Genomic DNA, 21,185 nt, shown 5'->3' with positions numbered 1-21,185 from the left:
ACTATACCCCCCTAGGGTATAAAAGTAGGGTGCCCATGCACCATAAAGTGGTGGACTCAACACCGGCCGGTTACCGCGCCCTGGTTGTCGACGACGAGACGGCGCTGGCCGGCGTCGTCGCCAGCTACCTGGACCGCGAACAGTTCGAGGTCAGCCTCGCCTACACGGGGCCCGATGCCCTCGCCATAGCCCGCGAGGTCGATCCCGACGTCGTGGTGCTCGACCTGGGCCTGCCCGGAATCGACGGCATCGAGGTATGTCGCCGGCTGCGTACCTTCTCCGACGCCTACGTGGTGATGCTGACCGCCCGCGACACCGAGCTCGACACCATCGTCGGACTGTCCGTCGGCGCCGACGACTACCTGACCAAGCCTTTCAGCCCCCGCGAGCTGGTCGCCCGGGTCAAGGCGATGCTGCGCAGGCCGCGCAACACGGCCGCGAGTACGGAGAGCGCCCGGGTGTTCGGACCGCTGCGCATCGACGTCGCAGGTCGGCAGGTATCCATCGATGACGAACAGATCGTGCTGACCCGCACCGAATTCGATGTGCTCGCCGCACTCTCGGCACACCCCGGTGTGGTGCTCAGCAGACACCGTCTGATCGAAACAGTCTGGGAACCAAGCTATGTCGGCAACGAGCATCTGGTCGACGTCCATATCGGGCACCTGCGACGCAAACTTCGCGACGATCCGGCCGCGCCGCGGTACGTGATGACGGTACGTGGCGTCGGGTACAAGATGGGCACCGGCCGATGACGCGCCGCCGGCAGGCCGGGCTTGGCACCCGGTTCTTGCTTGCGCAGGCCCTGGTACTGGTCGCCGCGGCCGGAACCACCGGCGTGGTGGCTGCGGTCGTCGGTCCGCCGTTGTTCCGCGAACATCTGCACCGGGCCGGCCTTTCTGGCGATTCGGCCCAGCAGATGCATGCCGAGCAGGCATACGTCTATGCCACCGTCATCTCGGTGGGCGTCGCGATGTGTGTGGCCGCGCTGGCCGCCCTGGTGGTCACCTGGTACCTCAGCCGGCGGCTGCAGCGCTCGGTCAGCGATGTCGCCACAGCGGCCACCGCCATCGCCGACGGCCGCTACGACTCGCGGGTGCCGCCGGCGCATCTGGGCGACGAATTCGACGCCCTGGCACAATCTTTCAACGACATGGCGGGCCGGCTGCAGGCGGTCGACACCAGCCGGCGCCGGTTGCTCGGCGACCTGGCGCATGAGATCCGAACTCCTGTCGCAGTTTTGGAGGCCTACGTCGAGGCCATCGAGGACGGTGTGCGCACCCTCGACAGCGAGACCACGGACGTTCTGCGTCAGCACACCCGCCGGCTGGTGCGGTTCTCCGACGATGCCGCCGCACTCGCGAAGGCCGAGGAGGGTCGGGCCACAGTCGAACCGGCGGCGGTATCGGTCGCGGATCTGGTGGCGCTCGCGGTGGTCGCCGCCGCCAACCGGTTCGACGCCAAAGGCGTCACCCTGCACTCCGACATCGGCTCCGCACTGCCGCATCTATGGGCGGATCCACACAGACTCGGCCAGGTGCTCGGCAACCTGCTGGACAACGCGCTGCGCCACACCCCATCGGGGGGATACGTCCAAATCGCTGCCAGCGCAACCAAGAACACGGTCACACTCACGGTGAGCGACACCGGTGACGGCATCTCTGCCGAGCACCTGCCACACGTCTTCGAACGCTTCTACCGCACAGATACGGCCCGTGACCGCGACCGTGGCGGCTCCGGCATCGGCCTGTCCATCGCCAAGGCCCTCGTCGAAGCCCACCACGGCCGGATCAGTGTCAGCAGTTCCGGCGCAGGCGCCGGCGCCACGTTCGTCGTGACTCTGCCCGCCGGTTAGGGGTCAGAGCGTGCCGAGGATGGCGCGCATGGTGTCGATCTCCTGCTGCTGCGTGGTGACGATCGAGTGCGCCATTTTCACCGCATCCGGATACTGACCATCGCTGATTTCCGTCTGCGCCATGGTGATCGCGCCCTCGTGGTGCGCGATCATCTGAGTCAGGTAGAGCTTGGCGGCCTCGACGCCCTGTGCGTCACGCAGCACGTCCATATCGGCGTCGGACATCATGCCCTGCATGTGGCCCATTGCGGGCATGGGCGGATTGCCCCAGGAGGTGAGCCAGCCCTGCATCTGCCGGATCTCAGGGGCCTGTGCGGCCTTGACCTGGGTGGCCAGGTCGGTCACGCGCTTGTCGATGCTCTGCTTGGCCAGCAACATGTCACTCATCTCGACGGCCTGCTGGTGATGCGGGATCATGTGCTGGGCGAACATGACATCGGCATCGTTATGCGGCTGGTTGCTGGCCGGAGCAGCGGTCGAGGTGCTCGTGGTCGGCTGATCGGTCGGGCTGCTCGCGGGGGTGCCCGAAGAGTTGCTACAGCCCGCCGCGAATGCAACGGTTGCGAGCGCGGCGGCTCCTGTCGCCATGGTTCTTTTCATATCCACGGCTCGAGCCTGCCCAGGGTCGGTATGGCTGGGCTAGTCGTTCTGTGAAGATTCGATAAAGCTCGTCCGAGTCGTCAGGCCCGCCGGGCGCGGAACAGCTTCACCTCACCCGTGATGCCCTTGAGGCGTCGTGCCCCGGCGAAGGACCACGTGAACCGGTCTGCGCCACCGATCGCCTCGCGCGTGGATTCGGCCACCAGCACGCTCCCCGGCCGCGCCGCCCCGGTGACCCGGCTGGCCAGGTTCACCGGACTGCCGAACCAGTCGCCGGCCCGGCTCACCGCGAGCCCTGTGGCCAGGCCCACCCGCAGCCGCGGGAAATCCTCTTCGGTCTCGGTGACGGCAACCAACGCCAGCGCGGCATCCAGCAGGGCACCCGGATCGGTGCTGACGAACATGACCGCATCACCGATGGTCTTGATCAATCGCACAGGCGCCACCGCGACGTCACGCGCCGCGTCGGCCAGGCGATTGGCCAACCGCTCCAGATCCTCCGGAGGCACCACCTCCCCCAGACTCGTGAACCCCACCAGGTCCGCGAACGCCACACTGACCAGCCGGGCACCGGGCAGCGGTACCCCCTCGGCGCGTTCGGAGGCGGTGACCGCCTCGGTTTCCAGGGCGTGGCGCAGCTGGACGAACAGCATGTTCTGGATCATCGGCCCGATCAGCGGGGCCACGGCGGTCATCAACCGCTCGGACGCCTGAGCGATCTGCAGCTCCGTCACCCCAGGAGTCAATACAGCCGCCAAGGCCGCGTACCGCATCACCTCCGCCGCCCGACCCAGTCCCTCGGCCAGCACCCGTGTGACGAGCACGATCTGGTCGGGTTCGATCCCGAGTTCGATGAAGCGCTGGGCGAGCGCGACGATCTCGGCATCGGCACGCGGCAGAACCACGGCATCGGGATCAGCGACCGACTGCAGCCCCATCGCCCGCTGCAGGCGCTGCAACAGCTCGAGGTCAATACCGACCTGTTCGCTGATTTCACGCGCCGACACGTACTGGCCGTCGTCGCCGAGGATTCGGCGCGGGGCCAGCAGCGCTGGGGCGATCTCGTGGCGGATCTGGTCGACGGTGATCCCGCGGTCCAGCAGCCAGGGAATCAGCTCGGCGCGCTGCGCGCGGGCGGCGCCCTCCAGACCCGCGAGTAAATCGTCCTCAGACACCACCTCAACGTATCTCGTCAATGCAGCACCGAAGGCTCGATGATCGTGGCCGACGGCCCTGACCGCGAATATGGTTGAGTGCCTCTGGTGAGCGAGGTGCTGCAGGGGCTGGCGCCCATCGTCGGCGAACGGCCGCGGCTGCTCATCCTCGGCAACATGCCGAGTGTCACTTCGCTGGCCGCCCGGGAGTACTACGGCAACCCGCGCAATGCGTTCTGGCGGATCGCCGCCGACGTGGTCGGATTCGATGCGGCGAAGCCGTATCCCGAGCGGGTAGCCGCACTGCAGGAACACAGGATCGCGGTATGGGACGTGCTGCGGTCCTGCCGCCGGGTGGGTAGCCTCGATTCCGCAGTCGAGCGAGACAGCATGGTGCCCAACGACTTCAGGCAGTTCTTCGATGATCACCGTGAGATCGAACTCGTGGTGTTCAACGGCGCCGCCGCCGAGGCGAACTACCGCCGCCTTGTGCACATCGAGCCGTCACCGGCTCGCGTGCGGCTGCCATCAACCAGTCCCGCGCACACCATGGCCTACGCCGACAAGCTGGATGCCTGGCGGGCCGTCCTCGGCTGCGTATGAGTCAGCAAGTTGCCTCATGTCAAGATGCGCGCGAAGGGTGGTTCGTTGCCTCACGTGAGCGTGCGCGCTTGGTGATTGGGGCGGGGACACCGGCTTGGGCTTTGCTGGTGGCCAGCGTGATGAGCTGGGTGGTCAACGCCTGAATCTGGCGTTGGGTGGCAGCCGGATTGATCAGCGAGTAGGTCCGTTTGATCGCCACGATGCGATCCACGGTCATGCCCGGGTGGTCGATCACGCGGTGAAACGGGGTGGTTGCTTTGTCGTGTTTCCTGGACACTTTGGCGCCTGTGCGGACTTTGGATATCAGTTTCTGTTGGGGGTGGAAGTAGTTGGTCAGCTTCGACTGTAGTTGCCATATCTCGTTGAGTAGCAACAGTTCTGACGCGGTGTCGTAGCGGTAGTAGCCGACCGTGGTGCGGACCACCGTCCAGTTTTTCTGTTCGACGTGGCAGCCGTCGTTCTTGTTGCCCGGTCGGGATCGGGTGAAGGTGATGCGGCGGTCTTGACACCATGTCAGCAAGTCGTCGTTGATGAATTCCGAGCCGTTGTCGCAGTCCACGCCCAGGATCGGAAACGGCATCGCGGCAGCGACGTGATTGAGGGCGGCCAGGACGTGTTTGGCCGTCCTGTCGGGTAGCGAGTGGTTCTCGGTCCAGCCGGTGGCGATGTCGGTCACCGTCAACGTGAAGGCATGGCCCCCACCACGACTGCCGCCGTCGTGAAAGACCGTGTCGATCTCAACGAAACCAGGCACAGCGTCGTCCCATTCGGCCCAGGTGCGTATCGGGATCTGGCTTTTGAGCAGTGACCCCGGCTTGGTGCCCACCCGTCCCCGGATCGTGCGCTTGGCTCGTTCATCGGCCAGGCGACGATCGATGGTCACCGCCGACATCGACACCAGCAGTGCCGCGGTCTGGTCACTGATCACCAGCTCCCGGAAGTGGCGCAGCACCGCCACCAGCTCGATGAGCATCGGGGCGAGCCGTTTGCCGGCGGGCATTCCCAGCACGGTCCAGCACACCGTCAGCGCGGCGATGACGTCCTCGCCGTACGTCACCGGCCGTGGACTTCGTGGCCCCACGATCGTGGGCGCCAGCGCCGCCTTGAGCGCCTTACGAGCATGATTACGATGCCAGCCGGTGTTGGCGCACAACTCGTCGAGAATCCGACCCTTCTCGCCCTTACCGGCCTGCGTATAACGAATCGCGGTGGTCTCGGTGATTGCTCTGCGCTCGGCCAATGTCAACCCCATCATCTGGGCCTACCGAAGTCATCGCTGATCAATCAGGCAGGCGCGCCGTCCACGCGCGCATTTCCCATGAGGCAACGACACCCCCATACGCGCGCATTTCAGACGAGTCAACGCGGTCAGTAGAAACGCGTACTATAGAACATATGTTCGAACAACTCGCTGACGCGGCCCTGATCGACGGGCTGGCGGATGCCGCGCGGGCGGAAGCGGCGGCCATCGCGCGGCGGCTTGCGCTGATCGGTGAGTTGGACGCGCGTCGGGAGCGGGAGCTGGCCGAGACGATCTTCTGGCGCAGCGATCCGTTCGAGGAGGTCGCCGCGGAGGTGTCGGCGGCGTTGACGATCAGCCGGGCCCGCGCCGGTGGACAGATCCGCAGGGCTCGAGTGCTGCGCGACAAACTTCCGCAGGTGGCGGCGGTGTTCGCCGCCGGGACCATCGATTACCGGGTGGTGTGCACCATCATCGCGCGCACCACCTTGGTCGAGGCGGCGGTGTGCCCGCAACTGGATGCCGCACTGGCCCGCCACGCATCTAAGTGGATGCGCCTGTCGGATCAAAAACTGCAGGACCGGGTCGATCTGTGGGTGGCCAAATACGATCCCGCCGGGGTGCGGGTGCCGCCGAGTGTGGACGAGTCCCGCCACATCACGGTGGAACCGGCCGGCCCGGGTATGGCGTTGGTGTGGGCCATTGTGCATGCCGGCGACGGTGCGGGTTTCGATCAGCGCCTGGACGCCCTGGCGGCCACCGTGTGCCAGAACGATCCACGCACCCACCAGCAGCGCCGCTCGGATGCGCTCGGGCCGCTGTCGCGCCTGGAAGCACAGTTACCGTGCCGGTGCGGAACTCCGGACTGCCCGGCCGCCGCGCAACGCGCAGCGGCTAATGCGGCGGTGGTCCATGTGCTGGCCGAGCAGGCCACCGTCGACGGGACCTCGAACACGCCCGGGTATCTGCCCGGCTTCGGCATCCAGCCCGCCGAGACGGTACGTGAACTGGCCGCGGCAGGCCGCACCACACCGGTCACGGCGCCCACCGAGACGCCGGGGTATCGCCCGTCGGCGGCGTTGCGGAAGTTCATCCGGTGGCGAGATCTGACCTGCAGGTTCCCCGGGTGTGACCGACCCGCTGTCGCCGCTGACATCGACCACACCGCGCCGTACCCGTACGGGGCGACGCATCCTTCGAACCTCAAGTTGTACTGCCGGCATCATCATTTGGTGAAAACGTTCTGCCCTGGGTGGAGCGATCACCAATTACCCGACGGCACAGTCGTTATCACCTCACCGACCGGGCACGTCTACCGCACCGAACCCCACGGTGCCGCCCTGTTCCCCGCGCTGGCCCACCCGACCGGCGAGATCGTCGTGGCCACCCCGGCCGAGCCCACCCCGTACCGGGCATTGATGATGCCGACGCGCACCCAGACCCGCGAACAGGACCGCCGCGACCGCGTTGCCGCCGAACGCCGCCGCCGCGTCGCACTCAACACCGAACAACAACGCCAACATCAAGCCTGGCTCGCCGCCAACTACCAACCACCACCCTTCTGAACGCAGTGGTTGTCTAGCGTCAGCTGCCGTATCTGCTGGCGTACTCCCCGGGCGTCCAGCCCAGCATGGTGCGGAAGTCATTGCTGAAATGCGCCTGGTCATACCAGCCGAGACGGACTGCCAGATCGGCGAAGTCGACACCGGGGGTGCTTTCCCGCATCCGGTCGAGGAGCGGCGTCAGCGCACGGTATGTCACATCCGGCTCGGCGGTGCAGGCTCCGACAGCTGCGTCAAGGGCAGCGCCGACGGTCGCCATGTCGTCGTCGAGAAGTATTGGTGCACCAAATAATTCGTCGTCCACCGGCACCACACGGCCGGTCAGCTCACCGGCGTCCCTGCCGAACCGGGCGGTGAAACCCCGGAGTGAAAGCGCGCACCCACCACGGCACCTCGCCCACTGATCGTGGTGCGGAAGACTTTCGGCACCACGCCGTGCACCAAGGTGTTTGGCAGTGAAACCCCGTGGCGGACCACGTCGTTGCCCCATTCCCGGGTGATGTGTATGGCCGGGAAGGTGATAACGGCACTCTCGAACGGTCCGTCGGCGCGCCGGTCCCAGCTCACCGACCAGAAATGCTCGACGAACCGCGCGGCGTCCGGCACCGGCGCGTTCGGTTCTGGCGCGTTTCTCCAAGCAACCATCGAACCCAGGCTACGAAACTGGTCGCCATGAGTGTGAAACCTATTCCCGACGGCTACACGAGCCTCACCCCATTCCTGTGCCTGGACGGCGCGGCCGATGCCATCGACTTCTACGTATCGGTGTTCGGTGCGACGCTGGTGAGCAGGATGGACGGCCCCAACAGCACCGTCGCGCATGCCGAACTGGACTTCGGCAACGGGCGTCTGCAGCTGGGCGATCCGCAGGACGCCTATCAGCTTGCCGCACCCGACAAGAACGCTTACGCGACCGGTTCGATCGCGTTCTACTGCGGCGACGCCGACGCGGTGACCGACCGTGCCGTGGCGGCCGGGGCCGTCATCCGCGAGCCCATCCAGACCTTCGTCACGGGCGACCGGTTTGCTTCCATCATCGATCCGTTCGGTCAGCGCTGGAGCGTCATGACCCGCGTCGAGGACGTCTCACCGGAGGGGCAGGAACGCCTGGGGCCTGCTACACCCAGTCGCCGACCAATGTGCGTTTGACCTCGAACCGACGCAGCTTGCCCGACGACGTGCGCGGCAGCGCACCAGGTTTGACGAACACGACATCGGCGGGCACCACGCCGCAGCCCGAAGCCACCTGTTGGATAACCTGGCTGCGAGCACCCGCCTCGTCGGGACCACGGAACTCGGCGGCGATCACCAGGCCGGGCCGGATCGAACCCTCCCCGACGCCGACGGCCACCACCGCTCCTTCGCGGACCCCCGGCACCTGGGCGGCGACCTGCTCGACCTCGGCGGGAAACACGTTGCGCCCGGCCACGGTGATGATCTCCTTGGCCCGGCCGCACACGACCAGCCCGCCGTCGACGAAGTAGCCCAGATCGCCTGTGTGGAACCATTCGTCTGCGCCGCGCGGCTCTTCTCCGAGGTATCCCGACATCATCGATGAACCACGGATGACGACCTCTCCAACCTCGCGGTCGGTGACCTCGACCGCCGCTGCCTCGTGTGGCTCGATCCGCACTTCCATGCCGGTCAACGGCTGGCCCAGCACGACATGCCTTCGCGGTGAAGTTCCCGCGTCGGTACGAAACACCGTCTCGTCCACCAGCATTCCGACACCAGGTACGGGAACGGTTACCGCACAGGTTGATTCGGCCAAGCCGTAGGACGGTGACAGCGCACTGGCAGAGAACCCGAACCGAGCCATCTCTACGGCGAACCGCTCGGTCAGCTCACTGTCGACAGGTTCGCCGCCGTTGAGGGCGAAGCGAAGCGCGGACAGATCGACATCGGTGACCCGGCTGGAGTACTTGCCGATCATCCCGTAGGCCATGTTCGGCGCGGCGGTGAAGGTGGATCCGCTCTCGGTCAGCCAGTTCAGCCAGCGGAACGGTGACGATTGGAAAGCCGAGGTGGGCGCCTGCCAGACCTCCACGCCGGCCACGGCGCCGGACATCAGGAAGCTCAACCCCATGTCGTGATAGAGCGGCAGCCACGAACATCCGACATCGGTCGGCGTCACCCCGGTCCGCTCGTTGATGCCGGTCAGGTTGGCCAGCACCGCGGCCGGCGAAAGCTGCACCGTGCGCGGCATACCCGTGGACCCCGCGGTGCCCTGCAGGACCGCGATCGGGGCGTCCGTCACCGGCGCGACGAAAGGTGTGGACCGCACTGCGTGTGCGATCTCGACGAGATCGACGACCCGCGGCGTATCGGCGACCCCCGTCAAGCGATCCAGGTAGCTGCCCTGGCTCAGCACGTGTTGCACACCGATGCCACGGAACCGATTCAACGTGTTGTGTGCCCATTGTGAGGCTTCGGCGCCGCGAACCGGTCCGGGCAGTATGGATATGGCCGCACCAGCCAGGAATGCCCCGATGATCGCCGACACCAGCTCCGCGGTGGGTTCGCCGACCAGCCCCACCCGTGTCACCCCGTCATCGAGCAGACGCTCGGCGGTGTTCTCGGCCCGAGCCAGCACCTCGGTCCACGGATATCGGACCCAAACCCCGTCCTCGAGCAGCACCAGATGATCGGTGCTGGCACCGAGTCGGGCAGTCAGTGCCGCCGCCAGTGGGTTCATCGGGCAACCTCCGCATCAGTCTCAGTTCCATTGCGATGTTCACTGAATCGTATGCCTGCCTACCCCTATATCAACTGTTGGCATGCAGATTTGTCGGACCCGAGAGCCATAGCGTGAAGGTACTCGTTATTTGCCGGAATATGTCCAGTCTCGGTACTGGCAACTGTGCCGCATTCCGCTCACGGCCGACAGGACCCTATGGGCGGTAGAGCAGACGTCTTCGGCTGCCCCTTCGGCCCCGGATAACGTGGCGGTATGTCATGCGTGTTCTGTGCCGTCGTCGCCGGTGAGGCACCCGCGATCCGCATCCACGAGGACGACGACTACCTCGGCATCCTCGACATCCGGCCGTTCACCCGCGGCCACACGTTGGTGATCCCGAAGAAGCACACGGTCGACCTCACCGATACACCACCGGAAACCCTGGCCGGGATGGCCGTCGTCGGGCAGCGCATAGCCCGCGCCGCCCGCGAATCCGGACTCCACGCCGACGGCAACAACATCGTCATCAACGACGGCAAGGCCGCGTTCCAGACTGTGTTCCACATCCACCTGCATGTGGTGCCGCGGCACAAGGGCGACAAACTGTCCTTCGCCAAAGGAGTGTTGGTGCGCCGGGACCCGGATCGCGAGGAGTCCGGCCGGTTGCTACGCGCGGCGCTGGAGCACCTCGACCGGTCTACGCGGGATTGAGCCTAGAAAAGCTCTTTCGCCAGCAGCTCCAGGGTGGTGTCGCGGGCCGTCGCGGTGGCCGGATCGGCACCTCGGCGCGCCGAGGCGACCGGGTTGATCATCACCTCGTCGACCCCGAACTCCTCGGCCAGCGCCCGTACCTGATCTGCGGCCTCCCTTGGGGATCCGACCACAGCACGGCGCAGGCCCGACACCACCACGGCCTCGGCCTGCGGGGTCAACGTGGTGGCTTCGGCGTCCTCGACCAGATCGAGTGGCGCCAGCGGTTGCCCGGTGCGCAACCGGCCCATCATCTGCAGCTGGGGTAAGAGCAAAGCCTTTGCCTCATCGGTGGTTTCGGCGACCACGGCATTGACGGTCAGGAAGGTCACCGGTTCGACCGCGAGCTCGCTGGGCCGGAATTCGTCGCGGTAGATCTCGAGGGCCTCGGCGGTGCCCTGCCCGGAGAAGTGGTGGGCGAACACGTACGGCAGTCCCTTGGCGGCAGCCAGGTGCGCGGAGTACATCGAGGAACCCAGCAGCCACACCCGGGGTTCGCTGGCCGCGGCCGGTGTCGCCTTGAGCACGTAGTCTTCTTGGTTCTCCCGCAGCAGATCCCGCGGCAACTGCACCCGCACCCCGCGGACGCCCATGAGGGCCACCACGTCGTCGAGGTATTGCGGGAACGCCTGGATGTCGCGATCGTCACGGCCAGCCGCCCCGCGTAGGGCCAGCGAGGTGACCGGATCCGAACCCGGCGCGCGGCCGATGCCGAGATCGATGCGGCCGGGATGGGCGGCCTCGAGCAGTGCGAACTGTTCGGCGACGGCCAGCGGCGCGTGGTTGGGCAGCATCACTCCCCCCGAACCCAGCCGCAGCTGTGACGTGTGGGCAGCCAGGTGCGCGATCAGCACTGGCGGGCTGGTGGCCGCTACCGCCGGCATGTTGTGGTGTTCGGCGACCCAGTAGCGGGTGTAGCCCAGCCGGTCGGCGGTCTGCGCGAGGTGCACCGTGGCCGTCAGCGCGTCGGCGGTGGTCTGGTCGGTGCGCACCGGGACGAGGTCGAGGACGGAAAGCCGCATGACAGCGTCAACGTCACGGCCGGCCGGGTTCGTTCCCCAGCTCGGTCCCGAACGCGATGCTCCGGGCGGTGACGAAGATGTCGTCCAGCATGGCTGCGGTGAGCCGGCCGGTGAACGTGTTCTGCTGGCTGGGGTGGAAGCAGCCCAGTAACGTCACCTCGCCGAAGGCGCTGGTCAGCGTGGCGGTGGCGCCGTGGCCGAATTTGGGTGCCGGCCGCGCCGCAGAGCCGACCATGTCCAACGCCGAGCGCCAGGCGAAGCCGCCCAGCGCGACGATCACGCGCACGCTGTCGCCGACCACCCGCCACTCGGCGTCCAACCAGGGTGCGCAGGTGGCCCGCTCGGCGGGCGTCGGAGCGTTGCCAGGTGGTGCGCAGCGCACCGCGGCGGCCATCCGGGTATCGATCAACCGCATGCCGTCGGCGGCGTCGACGGCGTGTGCCTGGCTGGCCAGACCGGCCCGGTGCAACGCGGCGAACAGGAAGTCACCGGAACGGTCGCCGGTGAAGACGCGTCCGGTCCGGTTGGCGCCGTGCGCGGCCGGCGCCAGCCCCACGATCAGCACGCGGGGCCGCGGCGAGCCCAACCCGGTCGCGGGCCGACCCCAGTACGGCTGATCGGCAAAGGATTTCCGTTTGACCACCGCGACCTCTTCGCGCCACGCCACCAATCGCGGGCAGGCCCGGCACACCGACACCAGCCCGTCGAGTTCGGCGATGGATCCGGCACCGGCGGCCAGGCGTCGCACCCGCGCTGCCGTCCGCGCCACCGGCGTGTCGGGGCCGGCGGGGTCGCCGGGCCAGCCCGAACCGGGCGGCACCGGGGAGTCGAACAGGTCTCCGGTGCTGGGGTGAGGCAGTTGAGCCGGTTGCACCCGTCCACTGTGCCGCACGCTGTTACATTCGGCCGCGATAGCCATGACTGACACCAAGCGCGGCCCACTGCTGTTGATCCTGTCCGCCGCCTTGATGGCAGGCGCCGGCAACGGCATCTCGATGGTGGCGTTCCCCTGGTTGGTGTTGCAGCGCAATGGATCCGCGCTCGACGCCGCGATCGTTGCGATGGCCGCGACGCTGCCGCTGCTGGCCGCCACGCTGATCGCCGGGGCGGCCGTGGACTACCTGGGCCGGCGGCGGGTCTCGATGCTCTCGGATGTGCTCTCAGCGCTCTCGGTCGCGACGGTTCCGGTGTTGGCGCTGCTGTTCGGCGTCCAGGTGATCAACGTCGTGGTGCTGGCGGTGCTGGCCGCGTTCGGGGCGTTCTTCGACCCGGCCGGGATGACTGCGCGGCAGACCATGCTGCCCGAGGCCGCCGAGCGGGCGGGCTGGACCCTGGACCACGCCAACAGTGTGTACGAGGCCGTGTTCAACCTCGCCTACATCGTCGGTCCAGGTATCGGCGGGCTGCTCATCGCGGCTATCGGCGGCATCAACACCATGTGGGTGACGGCCGCGACATTCGCCTGCTCGCTGGCCGCTATCGCGGTGCTGCGGCTGGAGGGTGCCGGCACGCCCGATCGGGAGGCGCTGCCCGACGGCGTGTGGTCAGGCATCGTCGAAGGGCTGCGATTCGTGTGGCACACGCCGGTCCTGCGCACCCTGGCGATCATCGATCTGGTGGCCACCGGGCTGTACATGCCGATGGAGAGCGTGCTGTTCCCCAAGTACTTCACCGACCGCAACGAACCCGCCGAACTCGGCTGGGTGCTGATGGCCATGAGCATCGGCGGACTGGTGGGTGCCCTCGGATACGCCGTGGTGTCGAAGTATGTGAGCCGGCGTGCCACCATGCTCACCGCCGTGCTCACGCTAGGGGTGGCGATGACAGTGGTGGCTTTCCTGCCGCCGTTGCCGCTGATCCTGACGATGTGCGCGATCGTGGGCCTGGTCTACGGGCCGATCGCCCCGATCGCCAACTACGTGATGCAGACCCGGGCGCCCCAGCATCTGAGGGGCCGGGTGGTCGGTGTGATGGGCTCGCTCGCATACGCCGCGGGACCGCTGGGCCTCGTGGTGGCCGGCCCGCTGGCCGATGCCTCCGGCCTGCACGCGACGTTCCTGGCGCTGTCACTGCCGATGCTGGTACTCGGCGTGGTCGCGATCTTCCTGCCGGCGCTGCGGCAATTGGATCGCTCGTAGGATCGCCATGTGCTGTCTGAGCTGATCGCTGCTCTTCCCGCAGGCGTCGTCGTCACCGACCCGGACATCCTGGCCTCCTACCGGCAGGATCGCGCGGCCGATCCGCGCGCGGGCACGCCCCTGGCCGTGGTCCGTCCGACCCGCACCGAGGAGGTCCAGCAGGTGCTGCGGTGGGCCACCGCACACAAGGTGGCGGTGGTGCCGCGCGGTGCGGGCACCGGCCTGTCGGGCGGGGCGACCGCGCTGGACGGCGGCATCGTCTTGTCGACCGAGAAGATGCGCGACATCACCGTCGACACGGCCACCCGGACGGCGGTGGCGCAGCCGGGCCTGCTCAACGCCGAGGTGAAGAAAGCCGTTGCGGCACATGGGTTGTGGTACCCGCCAGATCCGTCGTCGTTCGAGATCTGCAGCATCGGCGGCAATGTCGCCACCAACGCCGGCGGGCTGTGTTGCGTCAAGTACGGCGTCACCACCGACTACGTGCTGGGCCTGCAGGTGGTCCTGGCCGACGGCACCGCGGTGCGACTCGGCGGGCCGCGGCTGAAAGACGTTGCGGGCCTAAGCCTGACGAAGCTGTTCGTGGGCAGCGAGGGCACGCTCGGGGTGGTCACCGAGGTGACGCTGCGGTTGCTGCCGCCGCAACACTCGCCGTGCACGGTGGTGGCCACCTTCGACTCGGTGGCGGCCGCCACAAATTCGGTCGTGAAGATCACCGGCAAGATCCGGCCGGCGATGCTGGAGTTCATGGATTCGGCGGCCATCAACGCCGTCGAGGACAAGCTGAAGATGGGCCTGGACCGTACGGCGGCGGCCATGATGGTGGCCGCCTCCGACGACCGGGGTGCCGCGGGCGCCGACGACGTAGCGTTCATGGCCGAGGTGTTCACCGGATGCGGTGCCACCGAGGTCTTTTCGACGTCCGATCCCGACGAGGGCGAGGCGTTCGTGGCGGCCCGCCGGTTCGCCATCCCGGCCATCGAAGCCAAAGGCTCACTGCTGCTCGAGGACGTCGGGGTGCCGCTGCCCGCGTTGGCCGAACTGGTGGGCGGGGTGGCGAAAATTGCCGAGCGGCGTGATCTGCTGATCTCGGTGATCGCGCACGCCGGAGATGGCAACACCCACCCGCTGATCGTGTTCGACCCCGCCGATCCCGACATGACGCGTCGGGCCGAGCTGGCGTTCGGCGAGATCATGGATCTCGCAGTCGGATTGGGCGGCACCATCACCGGCGAACACGGTGTCGGCCGGCTCAAGCAGCCGTGGCTGGCCGGTCAGATCGGACCTGACGCGATGGCACTCAACCACCGCATCAAGCAAGCCCTGGACCCTGACAACATCCTCAATCCGGGCGCGGCCATCTGAGTAGGACTCAGGCCAGCCCGAAAGATGCCAGCAGCTGGTTGGTGCGCACCGCGATCAGCGCGACGAACAGCACCAAGATGGCCACCGAAACACCGGCCTGAATCGCGTTGCGGTGCTGCTGCGGAGCATGCACGTAGGCTGCGGCCACCGCGGCGCCGGTGACCAGACCGCCGACGTGGCCTTGCCAGCTGATTGAACCGGTCCCCAGCGCTGGGCCGACAAACGTGAACACGAGGTTGATGACGATGACCGCCGCTACCCAGCGCACGTCGAGCCGCAGCCGCCTGGCCACCACAAAGATCGCACCGAACAGCCCGAAGATCGCACCCGACGCACCCGCGGTCGCGGACCCCAGCGGGGACAGCAGATACACGAGCACCGACCCGCCCAGTCCGCTGAGCGCGTAGAGCGCACCGAAGCGCAGCCTGCCGAGCCACGCCTCCAGCGGAGGGCCGACCACGTAGAGCGCCCACATATTGAACAGCAGATGCGCTGCTCCATAGTGCAGGAAGGCCGAGGTGACCAGCCGGTAGTACTGGTCGTGGATGGCGACGCCCGGCGCCCACAGCGTCAGTTCACTCTGGAGATTCTTCGACGTGAGCTGCAGCACGAACATCAGCACGTTGACGGCGATAAGCCCGTAGGTGACCACGGGAGTCCCGGTGCGCACCGTTCCACCGAACTGGGTGCGCGGTGCGCGCACGGACTTGGCCCCTTCGTTGACACAGTCCACGCACTGGTGGCCGACGGCGGCCGAGCGCATGCATTCCGGGCAGATGTGACGCTGGCAACGCGTGCACCGTACGTAGGTCTGACGGTCGGGGTGCCGGTAGCACGTCGGCGTCGCGGCAGGTGACTGCGGCGTGTCGGGGATGCTCACGGCGCCGAGCCTAGTCGGCGCCGGCACACCCCGGGCCGACGCTCGATGGCCGAGTGATCAGGCCGCCCAGTACGCCTGGGCCTTGATGTTCTTGCGCGGGATGCGGTATTCGTCGCGGAACACCCGCGCCACCGCGCGCGTCGTGCGGTTGTTGCACGCGACCCAACCGAAGTGATCGGCGGCGTCGAACGCCGAGGAACTGACCGCTTCCAGCAGATCCTCGCCCTCGCGGACCACCCAGGTGACATCGGCCGCTCCGGTGATCGGCAGTTCGGGGTCGTCGTCGTACCCTGCTTCGAGGAACACCCGGGCCGGGGCATCGCCGATGGCGTCGAGCAGCGAGTTGATGGCGGGCAGCGACGCGGTGTCACCGACGATGACGTAGCCGGCCGGCTGTGGTTCCGGCAGCGCGAAGTTGCTGCCGAGTACCGTCACCTCGAGAACATCGCCGGCGACCGCGTGTCTTGCCCACCGGGTGGCGATCCCGTCATGCATGGCGAAGTCGATGTCGAGGGTGCCCGCCTCGGGATCCGGGTTGACCAACGTGTAACCACGCTGGTGGGCCTTGGTGCCGTCGGGAAACCAGCCCCGCACCCACATGGTCGGGTGTAGCCGCTGCTCAGCCAGCAAGCGTGCGGCGGTGAAATGCAGCCGCAGGTAGTTCGACGTCAGCTCGGTGCGGCCGGTGACCGTCAGCTCGTAGTCACCGCCCCCGCAGAGCCGTACCAACGTGCCTTCCAAGCCACGTGAGGCTTGCTTGCCGCCCATGCTCGCCACCTTTCACCACGGCACCATATCGCCGTCGCATATTAGGTTAGCTTACCCTAACTCGAGTGAACCGGTGCAACAGCCAGGCGGAGGGGATGGTGAGCATCATGGTGACTACGAACAGCTCGATCATCGATCCGGTGTAGACCGGATGCTCCAGCACCTCCACCATGACCAGTTCCATGACGATCAGGTGGATCAGGAAGATCTCGTAGGAGATCTCGCCGAGAAAGACCATCGGGCGGCTGGCCAGAAACCGCACGTACCAACCGCTATCCCCCAGCGCCGGCGGCGCCACCAGCAGCGCCGCGATCACCGCGTAGAACAGAGTCTTGGCCAGTGCCTCGCCCAGCCCCGCCGGTGACGTCGTCGGCGCACCACCGATCGGCGTGGACACGATGAAGTAGCTCACCGCCGCCAGCGGCAGGCACGCCATGGCATAGGCCCGCACCTTCAGCTGCAACAGCACCGTCAGCGCCATGCCCGCCACGAACCACGCCAGATATGTCGGCAGCCACAACCGCGCGCCGTCGGGCAACCCCGCGGTGCGGTGCACGACGGTCAACCACACCGGCGACACCGCGGCCAACGCAGCCAAGCCGACCAGCAGCAGGCCCGGCCGCCACTGCCGCCGGCACAACACCACCAGCAGCAGATAGGCCAGCAGCGGCAGCGCCACGTAGAACGCGGCCTCGACCGCGAGGCTCCACATCTGGGTCAGGCCCTGGTGCAGAAATGAGAACAGATAGTTGTCGGTGTAGATCTGGGTCAGCGTCAGGTTCCGGAACAACCCCACCCAGGTGTGGCCGGGATTCGGTCCGGCCGTGCGGAAGTGATACAGCAAATAGGCGATGAGCACTGTGACCACATATGCCGGCATGATGCGTCGCACCCGGTGCCAGGCGTAGCGCCGCAGGGACGGTGCCTCCGACCCCGTTGCGGCCGCCTTCACCCACGGCCGGAACAGCAGGAAACCACTCAGCACAAAGAAGATCGGCACGCCGATCTCGGCCCGTGAGTACACCAGCCCGAGATAGCCCTGCCCGTACTTGCCCGTGGTGTACGCCGCGTGGGTGAGCACCACCAGCATCGCGGCGACGGCCCGGATACCGGTCAGCGAGGCCACGCGATCGGTGGTGGAAACCGATTCCAGCCCACCCTGGTCGGGTAGCCCCTTGACGCCTTTCGACAGCGTCACTTGGCCTTCCGGTGGGGTCTGGATGCACCACCTTGACGGTCGCGGTCCCGGCGCTGGGGACGGTCCGGCTGGAGATCGATCAGTACGCCCTGGATGCGGGTGTTCTCCAGCGCCTTGAAGACGCTGTGCGGCAGCTTCGCGGGCAGTTCGACCAGCGAGTGGTCGACCCGGATGGAGATGTGACCGAAGTCGCTGCGGTGCAGGCCGCCTTCGTTGGCGATGGCGCCGACGATGGCTCCGGGAGCGACTTTGTGCCGCTTACCCACCGCGATGCGGTACGTCGCAAGATCGCTGCGAGTCTCGTGTCGCTTGCGGGGTGGGCCGTCCTCACGCGGCGGCCGGTCGGCGCGCTCACGGCGCGTCTCCGGCGGCGGCTCGACCATCAGGAACGCCTCACCGTCACGCGATTGCAGCGCCAGCGCCGCGGCGATATCGGCGAGCGGCACGTTGTTGTCGCGCTCGTAGTCCTCGATCAACCGGCGGAACAGCTCGATGCCGGGCGCGCTGAGCCCGTCGGTGATGGAATCGCGGAACTTCAGGACCCGCTGTGCGTTGACGTCGTCCACGCTGGGCAGCTCGGACTCGACGAGTTTGGACCGGGTGTGCTTCTCGATCGACTTGAGCAGATGCCGTTCCCGCGGCGTCACGAACAGCAGTGCCGCACCCGAACGCCCGGCCCGCCCGGTACGGCCGATCCGGTGCACGTAGGACTCGACGTCGTGCGGGATGTCGTAGTTGACCACGTGGCTGATGCGCTCCACGTCCAGCCCGCGGGCGGCCACGTCCGTCGCGATCAGGATGTCGAGCTTGCCGTCCTTGAGCGAGGCGATGGTGCGTTCGCGCTGCGCCTGAGCGATGTCGCCGTTGATGGCTGCCGCTGAGAAACCACGCGCCTTGAGCCGCTCGGCGACCTCCTCGGTGGCCTGCTTGGTGCGGACGAAAACGATCGTCGCGTCGAACGGTTCGACCTCAAGCACACGGGTGAGCGCATCGAGCTTGCGCGGGCCGGCCACCTGGATGAAGCGCTGCGAGATGTTCTCGGCCGTGGCGGTTTTCGCCTTGACCGTGACTTCGACCGGATCGTGCAGGTACTTGCTGGTGATCTTGCGGATGGCCGGCGGCATGGTCGCCGAGAACAACGCGACCTGCTTGTATTCGGGGGTGTCGGCGAGGATACGTTCGACATCCTCGGCGAAGCCCATCTGGAGCATCTCGTCGGCCTCGTCGAGCACGAGGTAGTCCAGGTGGGACAGGTCCAGCCGGCCTTTCTCCAGGTGATCGATCACCCGGCCCGGGGTACCCACGACCACTTGCGCACCGCGCTTGAGCCCCGCGAGCTGCGGCCCGTACGACGAGCCGCCGTAGATCGCCAGCACGTTCACGTCGGGCAGATGCGCACCGTAGCGGCCGAACGCCTCAGCCACCTGCAGTGCCAGCTCACGCGTCGGCGCCAGCACGAGAGCCTGGGTTGCCCTGCTGGAGGTGTCCAACTTGGACAGGATCGGGATGGCGAAGGCCGCGGTTTTGCCGGTGCCGGTCTGCGCCAGGCCGACGACGTCGGAGCCGGCCAGCATCGGTGGAATAGTGGCGGCCTGGATCGCCGAAGGCGACTCGTAACCGACGTCGGCGACAGCCTGCAGCACCGCTGGGTGAATCTGCAGGTCGGCAAAGGTCGGTGCGGTGTCTGCGGTATCCGAATCTGGCGAGGTCATCGGGACAGAGTCTAGTGCCAGTTGGCGGCCGAGCCGCCGCGCCTGCCCGATCCGCCGCAACGATCAGGGTAGGTTGCCCAACTGTGAAAGAGATCTTGATGATCTCGGCGGCTGTGCTCGTGGTGGCGGGATGCGGTTCGGGGGATTCCACCGTCTCCAAAACACCGGAACCGTCCGCGAATCCGGCCCCGACAACCGCCCCGGCGACCACGACTGAAGCACCGCCGACGCCGACGGTCGCAGCCCCGGATCCGTGCGCGGTCAACCTCGCTGCGCCCGAGATCGCCCGGGCCGTATCCGAACTCCCCCGCGATCCGCGCAGCAATCAGGCCTGGAGCCCTGAGCCGCTGGCCGGCAACTACAACGAATGCGCGCCGTTGTCGGCCGTCATCGTGCGGGCCAACACCAACGCGCCCAATCCGAACACCCGCGCCGTGCTGTTCCACCTCGGCAAGTTCATCCCGACCGGGGTCCCCGACACCTACGGGTTCAACGGCATCGACAAGACCACCAGCACCGGCGACACCGTCGCCCTGCAGTACTCGGGCGGTTTCCATGGGCTGGCCAGCGTCGTGAAGTTCCGGTGGAACGGCAACGGCGTGGAGTTGATGGGCAACACCTGAGTACGGACTTTCCCCCTTTCTCCGCGAAATAGCCTTGATGGTTGCTTAAGCCACGCCTGCGCAGCCATGGCTTCATTTTGGCGCGGCTTGTCGGATCCCGTGACCACGATCGCGGCATGGGGACGATATTCGTAGGCAGCGAAGCGGTAGCACGAGGCGAACTGACTAGGGGCCGCTTGAGGGCCGCGTATCGGTCGATATTTCCCGACATTTACCAACCGCGGATGGCCGAGCCATCGCTCTATGCCAATACAGTCGGCGCCTGGCTGTGGTCGGGTCAGCGTGCCGTGATCACCGGTCGAGCCGCGGCCGCGCTACACGGCGCCGAATATGTCGACAGGGACTCCCCCATCGAACTCATCTGGCGAAACAACCGTCCGCCGCGCGGCATCGTGACGCACAACGACCGGCTCTGCGACCACGAGGTGGTCGAGATCAACGGAATGGCAGTCACCGCCGTCCCGCGAACCGCACTGGACCTCGGCCGTTATCTGCCACGGGAGGCAGCGGTGGCTCATCTCGACGCGCTGGCACGAACCACGGGTCTGGGCTCTGAACACGTGCAACCGCTCGTCGAGCACTATCGGGGTGCGCGTGGAGTACGCCGTGCGCGGGAGGCACTCGCCCTGCTGGACGCCGGCGCCCAATCACCGAAAGAAACCTGGCTCCGCCTGCTGGTGATGGATGCCGGATATCCGCGGCCACAGACCCAGATTCCGGTGCTCGAGCCCGACGGCTTCCCGTTCGCCTACCTCGACATGGGCTGGGAGGACATGATGATCGGGTTGGAGTACGACGGAGAGCAGCATCAGGCCGAACGGGGCCGCTATGTGTGGGACGAAAAGCGGTTACGGAGGGTGCGGCGCCAGAGGTGGCTACACATTCGCGTGATCAAAGAGGACCGTCCGCGCGACATCCTCAATCGAGTGCGTGAAGCATGGACTCGCCGCGAGCGTGAAGCCATGGCCGCTTCGCCGGCGGCGTAACAACTCTCCACGCTGTTTCGCGGCACCACGACTGTCGGCGCACCCACCTACA

The 21,185-nt window shown here is 67.0% G+C and carries 20 protein-coding genes and 1 pseudogene; 10 read left to right on the top strand and 11 right to left on the bottom strand.

The window, feature by feature from the left end; genetic code table 11:
* Positions 1–35 precede the first annotated feature (35 nt).
* On the top strand, positions 36–755 hold the full coding sequence (locus tag B133_RS0101900) for a response regulator transcription factor (protein ID WP_036418344.1): 720 nt from the start codon (positions 36–38) through the stop codon (positions 753–755).
* On the top strand, positions 752–1,855 hold the full coding sequence (locus B133_RS0101895) for an ATP-binding protein (protein ID WP_018599020.1): 1,104 nt from the start codon (positions 752–754) through the stop codon (positions 1,853–1,855). The genes B133_RS0101900 and B133_RS0101895 overlap by 4 nt, the downstream gene beginning before the upstream one ends.
* A gap of 3 nt (positions 1,856–1,858) precedes the next feature.
* Here B133_RS0101895 and B133_RS0101890 read toward each other — a convergent pair whose 3' ends face one another.
* Together B133_RS0101890 and B133_RS0101885 are read right to left on the bottom strand one after the other, a co-directional pair.
* On the bottom strand, positions 1,859–2,455 hold the full coding sequence (locus B133_RS0101890; RefSeq protein ID WP_018599019.1) for a DUF305 domain-containing protein: 597 nt from the start codon (positions 2,453–2,455) through the stop codon (positions 1,859–1,861).
* Between the two features lie 80 nt (positions 2,456–2,535).
* On the bottom strand, positions 2,536–3,633 hold the full coding sequence (locus B133_RS0101885; RefSeq protein ID WP_018599018.1) for an adenylate cyclase regulatory domain-containing protein: 1,098 nt from the start codon (positions 3,631–3,633) through the stop codon (positions 2,536–2,538).
* Positions 3,634–3,717: 84 nt separating this feature from the next.
* Here B133_RS0101885 and B133_RS0101880 point away from each other — a divergent pair, with 84 nt between their 5' ends.
* The gene (locus tag B133_RS0101880) at positions 3,718–4,212 is read left to right on the top strand and encodes a DNA-deoxyinosine glycosylase (protein WP_026255863.1); all 495 of its coding nucleotides are present in this window, start codon (positions 3,718–3,720) and stop codon (positions 4,210–4,212) included.
* A gap of 19 nt (positions 4,213–4,231) precedes the next feature.
* Here B133_RS0101880 and B133_RS0101875 read toward each other — a convergent pair whose 3' ends face one another.
* Positions 4,232–5,464, bottom strand: a complete 1,233-nt coding sequence (locus B133_RS0101875; protein ID WP_026255862.1) for a DDE-type integrase/transposase/recombinase — start codon at positions 5,462–5,464, stop codon at positions 4,232–4,234.
* A gap of 143 nt (positions 5,465–5,607) precedes the next feature.
* Between B133_RS0101875 and B133_RS0101870 the strand changes: the two genes are divergently transcribed.
* The gene (locus B133_RS0101870; RefSeq protein ID WP_018599015.1) at positions 5,608–7,017 is read left to right on the top strand and encodes an HNH endonuclease signature motif containing protein; all 1,410 of its coding nucleotides are present in this window, start codon (positions 5,608–5,610) and stop codon (positions 7,015–7,017) included.
* A 19-nt stretch (positions 7,018–7,036) separates the two neighbouring features.
* Here the strand turns inward: B133_RS0101870 and B133_RS22255 are convergent.
* A pseudogene (locus B133_RS22255) lies at positions 7,037–7,659 on the bottom strand (DUF6597 domain-containing transcriptional factor).
* A 27-nt stretch (positions 7,660–7,686) separates the two neighbouring features.
* Between B133_RS22255 and B133_RS0101860 the strand changes: the two are divergent.
* Positions 7,687–8,163 carry a glyoxalase/bleomycin resistance/extradiol dioxygenase family protein gene (locus B133_RS0101860; RefSeq protein WP_018599014.1) on the top strand — a complete coding sequence of 159 codons (477 nt, stop codon included), beginning with the start codon at positions 7,687–7,689 and terminating at the stop codon, positions 8,161–8,163.
* On the opposite strand, the gene mbtM is transcribed toward B133_RS0101860, so the two are convergent.
* A complete protein-coding gene (gene mbtM / locus B133_RS0101855) occupies positions 8,132–9,709 on the bottom strand; it encodes a long-chain-fatty acid--ACP ligase MbtM (RefSeq protein ID WP_018599013.1) in 1,578 nt (525 codons plus the stop codon). The two genes, B133_RS0101860 and mbtM, sit on opposite strands and share 32 nt — an antisense overlap.
* 255 nt (positions 9,710–9,964) lie before the next feature.
* Between mbtM and B133_RS0101850 the strand changes: the two genes are divergently transcribed.
* Positions 9,965–10,402 (top strand): HIT family protein, encoded by a 438-nt coding sequence (locus B133_RS0101850; protein ID WP_026255861.1) that lies wholly within the window; start codon positions 9,965–9,967, stop codon positions 10,400–10,402.
* 2 nt (positions 10,403–10,404) lie between these two features.
* Here the strand turns inward: B133_RS0101850 and B133_RS0101845 are convergent, their stop codons facing one another.
* Positions 10,405–11,463, bottom strand: a complete 1,059-nt coding sequence (locus B133_RS0101845; RefSeq protein ID WP_018599011.1) for an LLM class flavin-dependent oxidoreductase — start codon at positions 11,461–11,463, stop codon at positions 10,405–10,407.
* Between the two features lie 13 nt (positions 11,464–11,476).
* The gene (locus B133_RS0101840) at positions 11,477–12,382 is read right to left on the bottom strand and encodes a uracil-DNA glycosylase (RefSeq protein ID WP_026255860.1); all 906 of its coding nucleotides are present in this window, start codon (positions 12,380–12,382) and stop codon (positions 11,477–11,479) included.
* Between B133_RS0101840 and B133_RS0101835 the strand changes: the two genes are divergently transcribed.
* Both B133_RS0101835 and B133_RS0101830 read left to right on the top strand, forming a co-directional pair.
* Entirely contained in the window at positions 12,381–13,601 is a 1,221-nt protein-coding gene (locus tag B133_RS0101835) for an MFS transporter (RefSeq protein ID WP_018599009.1), read from the top strand. The genes B133_RS0101840 and B133_RS0101835 overlap by 2 nt on opposite strands.
* A gap of 9 nt (positions 13,602–13,610) precedes the next feature.
* Positions 13,611–14,966, top strand: coding sequence for an FAD-binding oxidoreductase (locus tag B133_RS0101830; protein ID WP_018599008.1), 1,356 nt, complete (start codon positions 13,611–13,613; stop codon positions 14,964–14,966).
* Between the two features lie 7 nt (positions 14,967–14,973).
* On the opposite strand, the gene B133_RS0101825 is transcribed toward B133_RS0101830, so the two are convergent.
* Genes B133_RS0101825 through B133_RS0101810 form a run of 4 tightly spaced genes read right to left on the bottom strand, consistent with a single transcriptional unit; the run spans position 14,974 to position 19,524 of the window.
* Positions 14,974–15,846, bottom strand: a complete 873-nt coding sequence (locus B133_RS0101825) for a rhomboid family intramembrane serine protease (RefSeq protein ID WP_081618157.1) — start codon at positions 15,844–15,846, stop codon at positions 14,974–14,976.
* A 57-nt stretch (positions 15,847–15,903) separates the two neighbouring features.
* The gene (locus B133_RS0101820; RefSeq protein ID WP_018599006.1) at positions 15,904–16,614 is read right to left on the bottom strand and encodes a siderophore-interacting protein; all 711 of its coding nucleotides are present in this window, start codon (positions 16,612–16,614) and stop codon (positions 15,904–15,906) included.
* A 46-nt stretch (positions 16,615–16,660) separates the two neighbouring features.
* Positions 16,661–17,812, bottom strand: a complete 1,152-nt coding sequence (locus tag B133_RS0101815; protein ID WP_018599005.1) for an acyltransferase — start codon at positions 17,810–17,812, stop codon at positions 16,661–16,663.
* Positions 17,809–19,524 carry a DEAD/DEAH box helicase gene (locus B133_RS0101810; RefSeq protein ID WP_018599004.1) on the bottom strand — a complete coding sequence of 572 codons (1,716 nt, stop codon included), beginning with the start codon at positions 19,522–19,524 and terminating at the stop codon, positions 17,809–17,811. Before B133_RS0101810 ends, B133_RS0101815 begins: the two co-directional genes overlap by 4 nt.
* Before the next feature lie 98 nt (positions 19,525–19,622).
* On the opposite strand from B133_RS0101810, the gene B133_RS0101805 reads away from it, so the two are divergent.
* Positions 19,623–20,147: an LppP/LprE family lipoprotein gene (locus B133_RS0101805; RefSeq protein WP_369751476.1), complete on the top strand. Its 525-nt coding sequence runs from the start codon at positions 19,623–19,625 to the stop codon at positions 20,145–20,147.
* Between the two features lie 116 nt (positions 20,148–20,263).
* Positions 20,264–21,133 carry a hypothetical protein gene (locus B133_RS0101800; RefSeq protein ID WP_026255859.1) on the top strand — a complete coding sequence of 290 codons (870 nt, stop codon included), beginning with the start codon at positions 20,264–20,266 and terminating at the stop codon, positions 21,131–21,133.
* Positions 21,134–21,185: the final 52 nt, after the last annotated feature.

It is taken from the genome of Mycobacterium sp. 155, from assembly GCF_000373905.1.
Taxonomy (GTDB): domain Bacteria; phylum Actinomycetota; class Actinomycetes; order Mycobacteriales; family Mycobacteriaceae; genus Mycobacterium.
This window is presented reverse-complemented; position numbering and strand designations above follow the sequence as displayed.

Excerpts from the sequence above, each read along its gene's own strand:
- mbtM (WP_018599013.1), bottom strand. The coding sequence starts at position 9,709 with ATGAACCCACTGGCGGCGGCACTGACTGCCCGACTCGGTGCCAGCACC.
- B133_RS0101820 (WP_018599006.1), bottom strand. The coding sequence starts at position 16,614 with ATGGGCGGCAAGCAAGCCTCACGTGGCTTGGAAGGCACGTTGGTACGG.
- B133_RS0101805 (WP_369751476.1), top strand. The coding sequence starts at position 19,623 with ATGATCTCGGCGGCTGTGCTCGTGGTGGCGGGATGCGGTTCGGGGGAT.
- B133_RS0101875 (WP_026255862.1), bottom strand. The coding sequence starts at position 5,464 with ATGGGGTTGACATTGGCCGAGCGCAGAGCAATCACCGAGACCACCGCG.
- B133_RS0101835 (WP_018599009.1), top strand. The coding sequence starts at position 12,381 with ATGACTGACACCAAGCGCGGCCCACTGCTGTTGATCCTGTCCGCCGCC.
- B133_RS0101900 (WP_036418344.1), top strand. The coding sequence starts at position 36 with ATGCACCATAAAGTGGTGGACTCAACACCGGCCGGTTACCGCGCCCTG.
- B133_RS0101850 (WP_026255861.1), top strand. The coding sequence starts at position 9,965 with ATGTCATGCGTGTTCTGTGCCGTCGTCGCCGGTGAGGCACCCGCGATC.
- B133_RS0101895 (WP_018599020.1), top strand. The coding sequence starts at position 752 with ATGACGCGCCGCCGGCAGGCCGGGCTTGGCACCCGGTTCTTGCTTGCG.
- B133_RS0101840 (WP_026255860.1), bottom strand. The coding sequence starts at position 12,382 with ATGGCTATCGCGGCCGAATGTAACAGCGTGCGGCACAGTGGACGGGTG.
- B133_RS0101890 (WP_018599019.1), bottom strand. The coding sequence starts at position 2,455 with ATGAAAAGAACCATGGCGACAGGAGCCGCCGCGCTCGCAACCGTTGCA.
- B133_RS0101845 (WP_018599011.1), bottom strand. The coding sequence starts at position 11,463 with ATGCGGCTTTCCGTCCTCGACCTCGTCCCGGTGCGCACCGACCAGACC.
- B133_RS0101810 (WP_018599004.1), bottom strand. The coding sequence starts at position 19,524 with ATGACCTCGCCAGATTCGGATACCGCAGACACCGCACCGACCTTTGCC.
- B133_RS0101870 (WP_018599015.1), top strand. The coding sequence starts at position 5,608 with ATGTTCGAACAACTCGCTGACGCGGCCCTGATCGACGGGCTGGCGGAT.
- B133_RS0101860 (WP_018599014.1), top strand. The coding sequence starts at position 7,687 with ATGAGTGTGAAACCTATTCCCGACGGCTACACGAGCCTCACCCCATTC.
- B133_RS0101800 (WP_026255859.1), top strand. The coding sequence starts at position 20,264 with ATGGGGACGATATTCGTAGGCAGCGAAGCGGTAGCACGAGGCGAACTG.